We start from the raw sequence: 13,259 nt of genomic DNA, 5'->3' as shown, positions 1-13,259 counted from the left end.
GAATCCCGCGCGCGCTGAACGGTGGCAGGATCGGTTACTCTACGTCGATCCCTTTGACCGCCCGGGAGAGCGGAATCGATGTCGGAGCCAAATGCCGTTGCGGCGCTTCCCCGCCGGACGGTGCACGCGCTGGACCTACTCTCCTTCTCGCTGGCCGACGTTCGTGATGGGTTGGGCCCGTATCTGTCGGTATACCTCCTGCTGACCCATCATTGGGATCAGGCTTCCATCGGATTCGTCATGGCGGTCGGCGGTATCGCCGGCGTGGTGGCGCAGACGCCGGTCGGCGCGTTGGTCGACAAGACGACCGCGAAGCGGGCCCTAGTCATCGGCGGCGCCGTGGGGGTCGCCGCCGCGGCATTGGCGATGCCGCTGCTGCCCGGCTTCTATACGATCTCGTTCCTGCAAGCCGTTACCGGGATCGCCGGCTCAATCTTCAATCCTGCGTTGGCCGCCATCACGCTGGGCATCGTCGGCCCGAAACTTTTCTCCAGACGGATCGGACGCAACGAATCGTTCCGGCATGCCGGCACCGCGTCGGCCGCCGCCGCCGCGGGCGGCCTCGCCTACTTCTTCGGTCCCGTGGTGGTGTTTTGGCTACTGGCGGCGATGGCGGTGATCAGTGTTGTCGCGACGCTGCGAGTCCCGCACGACGCCATCGACAACGACGTGGCGCGCGGCATGGACAAGGCGACCGGAAAGCGGCACCGGCAGCCGTCGGGATTCGCGGTGCTGTTGCGGAATCGCCGATTGATGATCTTCGCCGCGGTGGTCTTTGCCTTCCACTTCGCCAACGCGGCGATGCTGCCGCTGGTCGGCCAGGAGCTGGCCCTGCACAACAAAGAGGTCGGGACGGCGCTGATGTCGGCATGCATCGTCGCCGCGCAGGTTGTCATGGTGCCGGTGGCATACCTCGTCGGCACCAAAGCCGATGTCTGGGGCCGAAAGCCGATCTTCTTGGTCGGCTTCGCCGTGTTGACCGTTCGCGCGTTCCTGTACCCGCTGTCGGACAACTCCTACTGGCTTGTCGGCGTGCAGTTGCTCGATGGTGTCGGCGCCGGCATATTCGGGGCGTTGTTTCCGATCGTCGTCCAGGATGTCACGCACGGTACGGGCCGGTTCAACGTCAGCCTCGGGGCGATAACCACCGCGTGGGGGGTGGGTGCCGCACTGTCGAATTTCGTTGCCGGCGGGATAGTGGTCGCCGCAGGGTACGGCACCGCGTTCATGTCGCTCGGCGCGGTCGCCGCGGCGGGGTTTGCCCTCTATCTGATCGCGATGCCGGAAACGCTGGCCGGATCCGCTTCACGCCCAAGGATTTTCGCGCCGCCACACCGTGGGCATGTGCAGCGCGACGCCGTCGCGTCCGGCCAGCTCGTCGAGGACGGCGATGGACGCGTCTAGGTCGTCGCCTGCATAGGGCAAGGCCCGCAACGGTTTAGACAACGGTTGGAAGAAATCGTCCCAGTGGATCAGGATCACCCGGCGGGCGCCGACGGCGCGCACGGTCTCATTCCAGTAGGCATCCAGGTACGAGCGCGGCTGCACGCCCAGTTGCCCGACGCTGAGGTAGACGGCGTCGGCGCGGTATCCGGCCAGCGCGCCCTCGACGTAGCCGGCGCTGCCCTGGATCAGCAGCCGCTGGCCCGACGGCAGGTGGTGCACCAGCGTCGACCATGCCTCGCCGCACCGGTAGGCCGACACCTTCACCGGCGGCGTCAGTGGCGTGTCGATTGAGCCGGGAAATCGATCGGGTGGACAGTGGTGCGACTCCACCAGCGTTACCTCATAGGCGCCCAACCGAATTGGTTCATCGGAGGCCGCGACGACGAGGCGATCTTCCGGTAGCCCGTACCCGCGCCCGACGTTGGCCGCCGACTCGCCCCCGACCAACTGCGCGCCGGTGCGGTCGGCGACCAGCGCGGAATCCATCACGTGGTCGATGTGCGTGTGCACCGGGATGACGGCCACCAGCCGCGACACCTTGGCCCGGGCCAGGCAGCCGTCCACCCGCGCCGGTGACGGCGAGAGCTTGCCGGCCGCGACGCGGACCAGGCCGGGACGGGAGAAGTAGCCGTCGGTCATCAGCGCGCACGACCCGTCGTCGAGCAGCAGCGTCGCCACGCCCATCCACGTCACCGAAAGCGAATCGGCTTCGGCGGCGGGCACGTCGAACCGATCCGAATAGCGCGCGATATCGGGCCGACCGAGCCGCAGGCGCATCAGAGGAAAGACCTGATGTCGATGCCGCCGGCCGTGAGGCGCTCGCGTACCGCGGTCGCAATCGCCACCGCTCCCGGCGAATCACCGTGCACACAAACGGATTCCACGCTGACGGGAATCTGGGCGCCGTCGATCGCGGCGACGTGGCCCGAGGTCACCATGGTCAGCACACGCTCGGCGATGGCCGCCGGGTCGTGCAGCAGCGCGCCCGGTTCGCGACGCGAAACCAGCTGGCCGTCCGGTCGGTACGCGCGATCGGCGAATGCCTCGGCCACCGTGCGCAACCCAGCGCGGGCGGCTTCGTCGAAAAACGCCGAACCCGCCATGCCCAGCACCGGCAGCGCCGTGTCGACCAGCCGTACCGCTTCCGTGACGGCGGCGGCCTGCTCACGGTTGGTCACGATCGTGTTGTACAGCGCACCATGGGGTTTCACGTAGGACACCGTCGAGCCGGACGCCTGAGCGATCGCCTGCAGCGCGCCGATCTGGTAGACGACGTCGGCGACGAGGTCCTCGGCGGCGACGTCGATGAACCGCCTGCCGAAGCCGGCCAGGTCCCGGTAGCTGACCTGCGCGCCGATGCGCACGCCGCGCTCGGCGGCCAGGCGGCACACCCGCAGCAGGCCGGCGGGATCGCCGGCATGGAATCCGCACGCCACGTTGGCGCTCGTGACGATGCCGAGCATGGCGTCGTCGTCCCCGAGGCGCCAGACGCCGAAGCCCTCGCCCAAATCGGCGTTCAGGTCGATACCGGCCATCCGCCTAGCTTATTCGGCCGTCAGCCGGGTGTCTGCCGCCGGCCTTCGCGGCTGTGTTCAGGTTTCGGTGCATCGTGGGCAGGTTCCGTAGAAGTCGATCTGGTGGGCGAGGTTGGTGTAGCGGTTTTGCTCGGCGAGTTGGCTTGTGAGGTGCTCGATTTCGCCGGCCGTGAATCCGATCGCGCGACCGCACTGCCGACACAGTAGGTAGTGGCGGTGCTCGGGCGTGGTGCGAAGCCGGTAGAGGACCTCCCCGTCTTCGGCGCGCTGGGTTTCGGCGATTTTCATGTCGGCGAACGCGCGCAGGATCCGGTAGACCGTCACCAGTCCGATCCTGACGCCGCGGCGTTGATGGAGATCAACGTGGAGTTCTTGGGCACCGCGGAAGCGGTCGCTGCGACGCAGTAGGTCCAGCACTGCTCGTTGCTGGGCGGTCACTCGGGTCTGGCGTGGCATCCGCGCCGCGGACATCGTTGCGCTCCTGGATTTCCTGCGTTATTGCGCCGCCAATGCAAGCCGCGGCTGGCGGTCTCGGCCACGTGTCACGGCAGCGACGAGGTAGATCGCGGCGGCCGTGCTCATGATGGTGAAGGTGGCCGGCGCCGCGGGAATGGCATATGCGATGGTGACCCCGATCCAGATCGCCGCCGTGGCCAAGACCGCGGACAGCCAGAATCCGCGCCAGGGCCGGGTCGTCAGCCGCGCCGCTGCGGCGGCTGGCGCAGCGAGCAGACCGAGCACGACAAGCGCGCCCATGATCTGGGTGGCTTCGGCGACTGTAGCGCCTACAACCGCCAAGAAAATCGTGCTCAGCAGCCGGCTCGGGACGCCGGCGGCTTGGGCGACGGCTGGATCGATTGTGACGAACAGCAGCGGTCGGGCGATCACAAGCAGCACGACGCCCAATCCGGCGGCGACAGCCACCGCCGTGGTCCTCGCGTGGTCATCGATCCCAAAGATGCTGCCGAACAAGACATTAACGTTCGCCGTGCCGTTATTGCCGCTGCCGTGGGTGGTGTAGTAGGTCAAGAACAGCGCGCCCAACCCGAGTATCCAGGAGAAAAACGAGCCGATCGCGACGTCGTCGGCGCCGCGCCGGTTGATTATGCCCAGGGCGACTCCGGCCACGATGGTTGCGGCGAACAATCCGACGCGGGGGTCCAGCCCGGCCACCAGCGCCGCCATGGCGCCGGTATAAGCGATGTGTCCCTGTGCGTCGGCGGCGAATACTTGGCCGCGCAGCACGAGGAAGTAGCCGACCAGCCCGCACACCACCGCCACCGCGGTCCCGGCCACCAGCGCGTGGGCGATGAAGGGCTGGCCCAGCATGTTCGCGAAACCGGGCAGCGGCCCTGACGCGCTGGCTCGCCCGTCGATGATCGTCATGCCGCCACCGGGGGGCGAGCCGGGGAGTGCCGGCGGTCGATCCGCTGGAGGTTCCGCTCGACGCTCGAGCGGTAGCCGGCGGCCAGCAGATAGATGCCGAACGCGAAACTGCTCACCCAGAACCCGATCGGATACGGCGAATAGAACGCGCAGCCGATCCCGGCCCAGGTCACGGCGACAGCGATCAGGACCGAGATGGCAATGCCCATCGCGGGACGGGCGGTGAAGTGGAAGGCGGCTGCCGCCGGGGCTACCAGCAGCGCGAACACCAAGAGGCTGCCGGTGATCTGGCTGGCACCGGCCGCGGTTACCCCGAGCACCAGCAGGAATAGCGCGGCGACGAGTCGAATCGGGACGCCGTTGGCGGCGGCGGCATCGGGATCGATGGAGGCCCACAGTAATGGCCGCCCGATCGCGGCCAGCACGGCCAAGCATGCCAGGGCGGCGATGACCATAACTTCAAGTTGCTGCGAGCTGACCCCCGCAATAGTGCCGAACAGCAGGCTGGTCAATCCAGACAAGAATCCGTGATAGAGGCTGACGAAAAGGAACCCGGTCGCTAGTGCGAGGGCTTGAATCGTGCCGATCCCAGCGGATTCCTGACCTAAGCTGCCCAGGCCGCCCGCCCGGGTCGGCAGCAGCGCAATCACTGCCGCGGCCCCGATGCAGGCCGCGAAGTAGCCGTAACCGGTGGTCACCCCGAGCCAGGCCGCCGCGGCGGCGCCGGGGAAACCGACGACGGCGAGGGTGTGCCCGGCGAAGCTTTCCTTGCGCAGCACCATCACCCACCCGACAACACCAGCGACGACGGCGACAACGGTGCCGGCGCGCAGCGCGGTGACCATGAACGGGTAGGCCAACATCTCCTGCACGTCGGTGATCAAATTCCAGGTCAACTGCGGGTTCATCCACCCGCCCCGGCGGTATGCGGCGGAATGTCGGGCTGCCCGACCACAAATACGCGCCCGGCCCCGTCACGCAGAACGTCGATCGGAACGCCGTAGAGCGCGCTGAGCTTGTCGGCGGTGATCACCTCCTCGGGCGTTCCGATCATGGCCGACTCGCGGGCGATGTACATGACGCGATCCAGGTAAGGAAGGATCGGATTCACGTCGTGGGCCACCATGACCACTGCGACGCGTTCCCGGCGGCAGATGTCGCGCACCAGAGCGCTGATGCCGGCCTGGCTGGGCACGTCGAGGCTGTCGAGTGGTTCGTCGAGTAATAGCAGTTCCGGCCGCCGAATCAGGGCCTGCGCGATCAGTAGCCGCTGCTGTTCACCACCGGAGCAGCGGCCGATCGGGCGCTGCGCGTAGTGGGTGGCGCCGACCGCCTCGATAGCGTGCTCGAGCCGTCGTTGCCGTTCGGCGAACCGTCGTGGAGCCAACAGCCGGGTCAGCCACGGCACAGGCGTTCCCCAGCGGGCGCCGTCCAATCCGAGGGACACCACGTCGATGCCGCGGATGCGCACGCTGGCGTCGAATGCACGCCGCTGCGGCAAATACCCGATCCGGTCGGTTCGTCGGCCGGGACGCTCACCGAGCACTTCAACCTCGCCGCGCGATGGCGTCAATCCCAGCAGCACCTTTAGCAGCGTCGACTTTCCGCAGCCGTTAGGTCCGAGTACCGCGACGAATTCTCCGGCGGCGACATCGAGGGACATGTTCGACCAGATGGTCTTCCCGCCAACGACGGCCGAGGCGCCGCGCATCTGGACCGCGAGCCCGTCGGTCACCGACGGTGGGGCGGCGGCTTGCTCGCTGGCATGGCCGGGAACGGTACGGGTCATCTACTTTCCTGTCGCGGCGTGCAGAGCATCGGCCAGGCCAGACAGCTGGGTGGACTGCCATTCTTGAAACGACACGTTCGCCGGCGACAACGTCTCCGTCACGGTAGCGACTGGAATGCCGCGTTTTTTGGCTGCGTCGACCTGGGCCTGCAGATCTGGGTTGCTGTTTTGGCTGTTCAATACGTATACCTTGATCGCCTTGGTCGCGATCTGCTGGTCGATGGTCGCCTTGTCGGCCGGCGATGGGTCGGTGCCCTCACTGATCGCCTTGAGGAATTCCGGTGGCGTGATCAGGTTGAGCCCCAACGCGTCCGAGAGCGGGGAGAAAATCGATTCACTAGCAGCGACTGGCGTCCCGGCGTACTTCGCTTTGATCGTGGCGATCGCGCTGCGGTAGTTGAACAGGCCCTGATTGAGGAACTGCTGGTTCTGCTGATCGAAATATCCCGAGTCATTCGGGTCGGCCTTCTTGTAGGCGGCGGTGATTGCGTTGGCCACCTTGGTGACCGCGTCAGGCGAATACCACTGGTGCGGGTTGCCGCCCCCACCGACCCCGGCCGTGTCGCCGACGTTGACCACCATGCGCTGCGGATTCGGGTCGGACGCAAGCATTTTGTCGGCCCAGGCGTCATAACCGATCCCGTTTTCGACCACGACCTTCGCGTCGGCAAACCTACGGGCGTCTGCGGCCGATGGCTCATAGCTGTGCGGGTCCGTGTCCGGGTTGGTGATGATGCTTGTCACCTGCAGCCGGTCGCCGCCGAGCTGTGAAGCGATGCTGCCCCACGCGTTAATCGTCGCTACCACGGCGAGTTTTCGGACGGGCCCCGTCGTGCTTTCGGCACTGGAACCGGATTGCGGTGTTTTGGTGCCGCTACACGCCACAGCGCTCAGCAGTACCGCGGCCATGCCCATCGCTGCCCACATCGCCGCCTTGCGCCGACCAGATTGATCTGCCATCCGACTCTCTACGGCCCCTTATTGAAAACGATTTCCATTACAATGGGTGACTGTAGCACTCGACATGACGTTGCGGAACGGCCGATCGTTCCTCGGCCGACCCACCCAACCCGGCGCCAGCGATGTCGGTGCCGCGCGTTTCCAGCGCGGCGGCAGTGGCGCTACATAATAGGACCGTGGCGACACCGAGGTTGGCGCGCAGGCTGCGCATCGGGTCGTCCGAAGTGCTGATATGCATCCTGTTGGCATGCGCCTTATCGACGACGATGTTGCGGAATGCGGTCCTCAGCAGTCAGGCATTGGCGACAGCGGGCACCGTGTTCTGTGGGGTGTTCGTCCAAGCGGTTCCCTTCCTTGCGCTCGGCGTTGTGGTCAGCGGGTTGATCGCCGTGTTTGTGTCACCGGAACGATTGGCGCGATGGCTGCCGCGTCGTCCCGCGGTAGCGGTACTGGCCGCCGGGGTAGGCGGGGCGGCGTTGCCGGGCTGTGAATGCGGGTCGGTCCCAGTGGCCCGACGATTGTTCGGCGAAGGAGGGGCCACCGGGGCCGCGGCTTTGACCTTCATGCTGGCCGCGCCGGCGATTAACCCGGTGGTATTGGTGGCCACCGCGGTGGCGTTTCCCGGTGCCCCCAGGATGGTTCTTGCTCGGTTGGGGGCGTCTCTGCTGACCGCGGTGATCATGGGCTGGGCATGGTCACGTTGGGGCCGCACGGAGTGGATCACCCGCCGACAACCCCCGTCGGGCATTCAGACTCAATCACGCTGGGTGGTCTTCGCTGAGGCGGCTCGCCACGACTTCCTTCAAGCCGCATCGTATTTGGTGTTGGGAGCCGCGGCAGCCGCGATCCTTCATGTGATGGTGCCGCGGTGGGTGTTCGAACATTTAGCGGCACACGTGATCCTCGGTGTGGTGGTGATGGCCGCCCTGGCCGTGGTTTTGGCATTGTGTTCGGAGGCCGACGCGTTCGTAGCCTCAAGCATGACGATGGTGCCACTGCTGCCCCGGCTTGTGTTTCTGGTCGTGGGTCCAGCCGTTGATGTGAAACTGTTCGCGATGCAGGCGGGCATGTTCGGCCGAGCTTTTGCGGCCCGCTTCGCTCCCACCACGTTGGTGGTTGCGACGGCAAGCGCGTGCGCTGTCGGACTTTTCGTTCTCGGTGGTGGGTGAGTGAGCCGCGAAACGGAGAACGTAGTTCTCCTGCTGGTAGGTATCAGCATCGCCGTGATCACCGTGTCGGGCGCCTTCACCCGCTACGTCAAGCCAGGCCTGCTGCCGTGGCTGGCCGCGTCCGCGCTGCTGCTGATCGCACTAGCGCTCTTCGCGATCATCGGCGATATCCGCCGCGGAGGACCGCGGCACAGTGATTCCGGCGAGGCACACGCTCACCGGAATGGCATGGTGTGGCTGCTGGTCGTCCCGATCTTGGTCTTGATCGTCGCGGCGCCGCCCGCGTTGCGGCCCTCCGGGGCCACTCCGTCTGCGACCGCCGTGTCGAATGTTGCTCTGAACCGTTTTCCATTCGCTCCGCTACCACCGGGCGACGCGCCCGAGGTGCCGCTCCCGGAGGTCCTGGAGCGTGAGGTCCAGGACTCCACCGGCTCGTTGACTAATCGAGCAATCACGGTGACCGGCTTCGTCCTTAACGAGGCACAGGGCGTCGACCTTGGTCGCGTCGTAATCGTGTGTTGTGCCGCCGACGCCCGGCTGGCCCGCATCCATCTGCGTGGTCCGGCCGCCGTGCACGCCGCCGGGCTGCCCGACAACACCTGGCTTCGGGTCGAAGGTCAAGTCAAACTCCTTGCCGGGCAGCCGAATTACCGCACCGTCCCGACGCTGGAAGCCACCAAGGTCACGCGCATCGATACCCCGGCCAACCCTTACGACTACCCCCATTGATAGAGATGACTGCCGAGAGCCGCCGCGTCGGACGCACTAATGGCAATCGTTTCCATTAGCAAATGCGGGATTGAGGTCCGCGTAGGCGCCGAGGGGAATCCGCTGTAGCGTCACCGAACGTGAGTCCCACCCCCCGCCGGCGTGCGACTCTGGCGTCGTTGGCGGCCGAACTCAACGTCTCGCGCACCACCGTCTCGAATGCCTTCAACCGCCCGGATCAGCTCTCCGCCGACCTTCGTGAACGGGTGCTCGCGACGGCCAAGCGGCTCGGCTATGCCGGACCCGACCCGGTGGCGCGATCGTTGCGGACCCGCAAAGCGGGGGCGGTCGGATTGGTCATGGCCGAACCGCTGACTTACTTCTTCAGCGATCCCGCGGCGCGGGATTTCGTTGCGGGAGTGGCGCAGTCGTGCGAGCAGCTGGGGCAGGGGCTGCTGCTGGTAGCCGTAGCGGGAAGCCGAACACTCGAGGACGGGACCGCCGCTGTGCTGGGTGCCGGGGTGGACGGCTTCGTCGTCTATTCAGTCTGCGACGACGATCCCTATCTCCAGGTGGTGCTGCAACGTCGGCTGCCCGTCGTGGTGGTGGATCAGCCCAAAGACCTGTCCGGGGTGTCCCGCGTCGGCATCGACGACCGGGCGGCGATGCGCGAGCTCACCGACTACGTGCTCGGGTTGGGACATCGTGAAATCGGGCTGCTCACCATGCGACTGGGCCGGGACCGCCGCCAGGGACTCGTCGACGCCGAGCGGCTGCGGTCACCGGCATTCGACGTGCAACGCGAGCGCATCGTCGGCGTGTGGGAGGCGATGAAAGCCGCCGGGCTGGACCCGGATTCGCTGACCGTGGTGGAAAGTTACGAACACCTCCAGGCGTCGGGAGGCGACGCGGCCAAGGCGGCGCTGGAGGCCAATCCGCGGATCACGGCGTTGATGTGCACCGCGGACATACTGGCCCTGTCGGCGATGGATTACCTTCGCGCACACGGCATTTACGTCCCCGGCCAGATGACGGTCACCGGATTCGACGGCGTGCCCGAGGCGATCAGGCGCGGGCTGACGACGGTCGCGCAGCCGAGCCTGCAAAAGGGTCGCCGGGCGGGCGAACTGCTGCTGAACCCGCCGCGGTCGGGTCTGCCGGCCGTCGAGCTGCTGGACACCGAGCTGATACGCGGGCGTACCGCCGGTCCGCCCGCTTAGCCGGATTCGGTGTCGCCGATCAGCAACCGCACGGCCAAGTCCAGCCGCTTGCTGACGTCGGTCGCCGAGGCCCGCCGGGTGAGCCACGCCAGCAGGTTCGACAGCCACACGTCGGAGATCACTCGCGCGATGTGGTACTGGTCCTCGGTCGGCTCCCCGTCGGCCATGGCGCGCGCGAACATGGAATCGATGAGCTTCTCGACCTGGTCGACCTCGCTGGCCGCGGACGCGTCGGCGAAAACATAGGCGCGCGTCATCGCCTCGGTGAGTAGCGGATTGCGCTGCATCGCGCGGTTGAGCTTGCCCACCATGAAGTTCAGCCGCTGAAACGGCGTGCCGCCGGCGACCGCGGAGCGGTCGGTTTTGGCGTCGATGCGGCTGAACTCCCGCCCCAGGGCAGACACCAGCAGATGCACCTTCGACGGGAAATAGCGATACAGCGTCCCAACCGCCACGTCGGCCCGGTCCGCCACCGCGCGCATCTGGACCGCCTCGTAGCCACCCTTCGACGCGATGGCCATGGTGGCGTCCAGGATGCGCTTGCGGCGCTCCCGCTGTGCCTCCGAGCCCAGCTCGGATTCCGCCAATACCGCCACGTTTATGACCTCGCGCGGCTGCGACTCAGAAACGCGGCCCAGGTTCGTGTTCGCTGGCGACATCTAGCCGATTCCCCCTCTTCCGGGCGGTTCGTTCGCAAACGATACGCAAGCCGATTGTGAATTTCCCACCTCCACCCCACCGGGACAACGAGCTGTCCTGCTGCAATGGCGTTCGACTTGACGCTCGATCGCTGGCACTATTAGAACACGTTCTAGTGGGCACCGGGCCCCATTTATCACCTCGAATCAACGACGCGGAGGACGCACACGTGGTAGCGACCGTCACCGACGAGCAGTTCGCGGCCCGTGAGCTGGTGCGCGATTGGGCACGCGATTCCTCCTCGGGACCCAACGGGACCAAAGCGATCCGCGAAGTCGAGCAGGGCGACGCCGATGCGTGGCGGCCGGTGTTCGCGGGCCTGGCCGAACTCGGACTGTTCGGCGTGGCTGTTGCGGAGGACTCCGGCGGGGCGGGCGGCACCGTCGAGGACCTCTGCGCGATGGTCGAGGAAGCCGCCAAGGCGCTGGTACCCGGGCCCGTCGCCACCACCGCGCTCGCAACCCTCATCGTCGACGATCCCGAAACGCTGGCCGCCCTGGCCTCCGGCGAACGCTTCGCCGGGGTCGCACTCGAGGGCTCCGTGCAGTTTGACGGCTCGCTCGCGTCCGGCACCGTCGACCTGGTGCTGGGCGCCGCCGACGGTGCTCTGTTGCTGCTGCCCGTCGGCGACACGTGGGTGCTGGTCGACACCCAGGGCGACGGCGTGCAGCTGGAGCCGTTGCGGGCCACCGACTTTTCCCGACCGCTGGCGCGGGTGGTACTGACGTCCGCGCCGGCCACCGCGATCGAAGCGTCGCGGGGGCGGGTCGAGGAACTCGCCGCGACCGTGCTGGCCGCCGAGGCGGCCGGCGTTACCCGATGGTCCCTGGACACCGCGGTCGCATATGCCAAAGTCCGCGAGCAGTTCGGCAAACCGATCGGCAGCTTCCAGGCCGTCAAGCACCTGTGCGCCGAGATGCTGTGCCGAGCCGAACAGGCCGAGGTCGCCGCCGCCGACGCCGCCCGCGCCGCAGCGGACTCCGACCCCGCCCAGTTCTCGATCGCCGCGGCGCTGGGGGCGAGCATCGGGATCGCCGCCGCGAAGGCCAACGTCAAGGACTGCATTCAGGTGCTGGGCGGTATCGGCTGCACCTGGGAACACGACGCACACCTGTATCTGCGCCGGGCACACAGCATCGGCCGCTTCCTCGGAGGCGCCGAGCACTGGCTGCGCCGCATCACCGCGCTGACGCAGTCGGGCGTGCGGCGTCGCCTGGGAATCGACCTCACCGAGGTGGAGGGCCTGCGGCCGGAGATCGCCGCGGCCGTTGCCGAAATCGCCGCGCTGCCGGAAGAGAAACGCCAGGCGGCGCTGGCCGACGCCCGGCTGCAGGCGCCGCACTGGCCGGCGCCGTACGGGCGCGCCGCATCACCGGCCGAGCAGCTGCTGATCGATCAGGAGATGGCGGCCGCCGGTGTGGTGCGGCCCGACCTGGTGATCGGCTGGTGGGCGGCGCCGACCATCCTGGAGCACGGCACGGCGGAGCAGATCGAACGCTTCGTGCCGGCCACCCTGCGCGGCGAATTCCTTTGGTGTCAGCTGTTTTCCGAGCCGGGAGCCGGCTCCGACCTGGCGTCCCTGCGCACAAAAGCAGTGCGCTCGGAAGATCCAGCGGGCGGCTGGCTGTTGACGGGACAGAAGGTCTGGACGTCCGCGGCACACAAGGCGCGCTGGGGCGTGTGCCTGGCTCGCACCGACCCGGACGCCCCGAAACACAAGGGCATCACCTACTTTCTGCTGGACATGAAATCGCCGGGCATCGAAATCCGGCCGCTGCGCGAGATCACCGGCGACTCACTATTCAACGAGGTGTTCCTGGACAACGTGTTCGTGCCCGACGAGATGGTGGTAGGCACGGTGAACGACGGCTGGCGGCTGGCCCGCACCACGCTGGCCAACGAGCGGATCGCGATGGCCACCGGCACCGCGCTGGGCAACCCGATGGAAGAGCTGCTCAAGCTCCTGGCGGGCATCGACCTCGACACGTCCCAGCAAGACCGGCTGGGGCGCTTGATCGTCATCGCCCAGACGGGAGCGCTGCTGGACCAGCGCATCGCGCAGCTCGCGGTGGGCGGCCGGGATCCGGGCGCGCAATCCAGCGTCCGCAAGCTCATCGGCGTCCGCTACCGGCAGGCGCTCGCCGAATTCACGATGGACGTCTCCGAGGGCGGCGGCCTGGTCCACAACCAAGCGGTTTTCGACTTCCTCAACACCCGGTGCCTCACGATCGCCGGCGGTACCGAGCAGATCCTGCTCACGGTGGCCGCCGAGCGACTCCTCGGCTTGCCCCGCTAAGCGCCCCGCTAGCCAGCTTTTCGCCGAGCCTGTAGTTTTGGCGGCCCTTAC

At 67.2% G+C, this 13,259-nt stretch carries 13 protein-coding genes; 5 read left to right on the top strand and 8 right to left on the bottom strand.

Annotated elements, in window-relative coordinates; translation table 11 throughout:
- The first annotated feature begins 78 nt into the window (after positions 1–78).
- Positions 79–1,404, top strand: coding sequence for an MFS transporter (locus ACQI5H_RS16540; protein WP_427080416.1), 1,326 nt, complete (start codon positions 79–81; stop codon positions 1,402–1,404).
- Here the strand turns inward: ACQI5H_RS16540 and ACQI5H_RS16535 are convergent.
- The 7 genes from ACQI5H_RS16535 to ACQI5H_RS16505 are packed head-to-tail and all read right to left on the bottom strand — an operon-like array spanning position 1,306 to position 7,065.
- On the bottom strand, positions 1,306–2,223 hold the full coding sequence (locus ACQI5H_RS16535) for an MBL fold metallo-hydrolase (protein ID WP_427080415.1): 918 nt from the start codon (positions 2,221–2,223) through the stop codon (positions 1,306–1,308). The two genes, ACQI5H_RS16540 and ACQI5H_RS16535, sit on opposite strands and share 99 nt — an antisense overlap.
- The gene (locus tag ACQI5H_RS16530; RefSeq protein WP_427080414.1) at positions 2,223–2,981 is read right to left on the bottom strand and encodes a LamB/YcsF family protein; all 759 of its coding nucleotides are present in this window, start codon (positions 2,979–2,981) and stop codon (positions 2,223–2,225) included. Before ACQI5H_RS16530 ends, ACQI5H_RS16535 begins: the two co-directional genes overlap by 1 nt.
- A gap of 57 nt (positions 2,982–3,038) precedes the next feature.
- Complete coding sequence (locus ACQI5H_RS16525; protein WP_083667303.1) at positions 3,039–3,452, bottom strand: Fur family transcriptional regulator; 414 nt, start codon at positions 3,450–3,452, stop codon at positions 3,039–3,041.
- A 24-nt stretch (positions 3,453–3,476) separates the two neighbouring features.
- Positions 3,477–4,367 (bottom strand): metal ABC transporter permease, encoded by an 891-nt coding sequence (locus tag ACQI5H_RS16520; protein WP_427080413.1) that lies wholly within the window; start codon positions 4,365–4,367, stop codon positions 3,477–3,479.
- Positions 4,364–5,275 carry a metal ABC transporter permease gene (locus tag ACQI5H_RS16515; RefSeq protein ID WP_427080412.1) on the bottom strand — a complete coding sequence of 304 codons (912 nt, stop codon included), beginning with the start codon at positions 5,273–5,275 and terminating at the stop codon, positions 4,364–4,366. Before ACQI5H_RS16515 ends, ACQI5H_RS16520 begins: the two co-directional genes overlap by 4 nt.
- Positions 5,272–6,156, bottom strand: coding sequence for a metal ABC transporter ATP-binding protein (locus ACQI5H_RS16510; protein ID WP_427080411.1), 885 nt, complete (start codon positions 6,154–6,156; stop codon positions 5,272–5,274). Before ACQI5H_RS16510 ends, ACQI5H_RS16515 begins: the two co-directional genes overlap by 4 nt.
- On the bottom strand, positions 6,157–7,065 hold the full coding sequence (locus tag ACQI5H_RS16505; RefSeq protein ID WP_427080410.1) for a metal ABC transporter solute-binding protein, Zn/Mn family: 909 nt from the start codon (positions 7,063–7,065) through the stop codon (positions 6,157–6,159).
- A gap of 317 nt (positions 7,066–7,382) precedes the next feature.
- Here ACQI5H_RS16505 and ACQI5H_RS16500 point away from each other — a divergent pair, with 317 nt between their 5' ends.
- The 3 genes from ACQI5H_RS16500 (at position 7,383) to ACQI5H_RS16490 (ending at position 10,213) form a co-directional block, all read left to right on the top strand.
- Positions 7,383–8,285: a permease gene (locus ACQI5H_RS16500; protein ID WP_427080445.1), complete on the top strand. Its 903-nt coding sequence runs from the start codon at positions 7,383–7,385 to the stop codon at positions 8,283–8,285.
- The gene (locus tag ACQI5H_RS16495) at positions 8,286–9,014 is read left to right on the top strand and encodes a TIGR03943 family putative permease subunit (protein WP_427080409.1); all 729 of its coding nucleotides are present in this window, start codon (positions 8,286–8,288) and stop codon (positions 9,012–9,014) included.
- A 119-nt stretch (positions 9,015–9,133) separates the two neighbouring features.
- Positions 9,134–10,213 carry a LacI family DNA-binding transcriptional regulator gene (locus ACQI5H_RS16490; protein WP_427080408.1) on the top strand — a complete coding sequence of 360 codons (1,080 nt, stop codon included), beginning with the start codon at positions 9,134–9,136 and terminating at the stop codon, positions 10,211–10,213.
- Here the strand turns inward: ACQI5H_RS16490 and kstR are convergent.
- Entirely contained in the window at positions 10,210–10,809 is a 600-nt protein-coding gene (gene kstR, locus ACQI5H_RS16485) for a cholesterol catabolism transcriptional regulator KstR (RefSeq protein ID WP_170874547.1), read from the bottom strand. The genes ACQI5H_RS16490 and kstR overlap by 4 nt on opposite strands.
- Before the next feature lie 272 nt (positions 10,810–11,081).
- Between kstR and ACQI5H_RS16480 the strand changes: the two genes are divergently transcribed.
- Positions 11,082–13,208 (top strand): acyl-CoA dehydrogenase family protein, encoded by a 2,127-nt coding sequence (locus tag ACQI5H_RS16480; RefSeq protein ID WP_427080407.1) that lies wholly within the window; start codon positions 11,082–11,084, stop codon positions 13,206–13,208.
- The last annotated feature ends 51 nt before the right edge of the window (positions 13,209–13,259 follow it).

Source organism: Mycobacterium heidelbergense (assembly GCF_050205645.1).
GTDB lineage: Bacteria > Actinomycetota > Actinomycetes > Mycobacteriales > Mycobacteriaceae > Mycobacterium > Mycobacterium heidelbergense_A.
The sequence above is the reverse complement of the archived record's forward strand: the minus strand, read 5'-3'. Positions and strand labels throughout refer to the sequence as shown.

Bases quoted from the DNA above. Each gene is read 5' to 3' on its own strand.
- ACQI5H_RS16530 (WP_427080414.1), bottom strand. From the start codon at position 2,981: ATGGCCGGTATCGACCTGAACGCCGATTTGGGCGAGGGCTTCGGCGTC.
- ACQI5H_RS16540 (WP_427080416.1), top strand. From the start codon at position 79: ATGTCGGAGCCAAATGCCGTTGCGGCGCTTCCCCGCCGGACGGTGCAC.
- ACQI5H_RS16515 (WP_427080412.1), bottom strand. From the start codon at position 5,275: ATGAACCCGCAGTTGACCTGGAATTTGATCACCGACGTGCAGGAGATG.
- ACQI5H_RS16525 (WP_083667303.1), bottom strand. From the start codon at position 3,452: ATGTCCGCGGCGCGGATGCCACGCCAGACCCGAGTGACCGCCCAGCAA.
- ACQI5H_RS16535 (WP_427080415.1), bottom strand. From the start codon at position 2,223: ATGCGCCTGCGGCTCGGTCGGCCCGATATCGCGCGCTATTCGGATCGG.
- ACQI5H_RS16505 (WP_427080410.1), bottom strand. From the start codon at position 7,065: ATGGCCGCGGTACTGCTGAGCGCTGTGGCGTGTAGCGGCACCAAAACA.
- ACQI5H_RS16520 (WP_427080413.1), bottom strand. From the start codon at position 4,367: ATGACGATCATCGACGGGCGAGCCAGCGCGTCAGGGCCGCTGCCCGGT.
- ACQI5H_RS16510 (WP_427080411.1), bottom strand. From the start codon at position 6,156: ATGACCCGTACCGTTCCCGGCCATGCCAGCGAGCAAGCCGCCGCCCCA.
- ACQI5H_RS16500 (WP_427080445.1), top strand. From the start codon at position 7,383: ATGTTGCGGAATGCGGTCCTCAGCAGTCAGGCATTGGCGACAGCGGGC.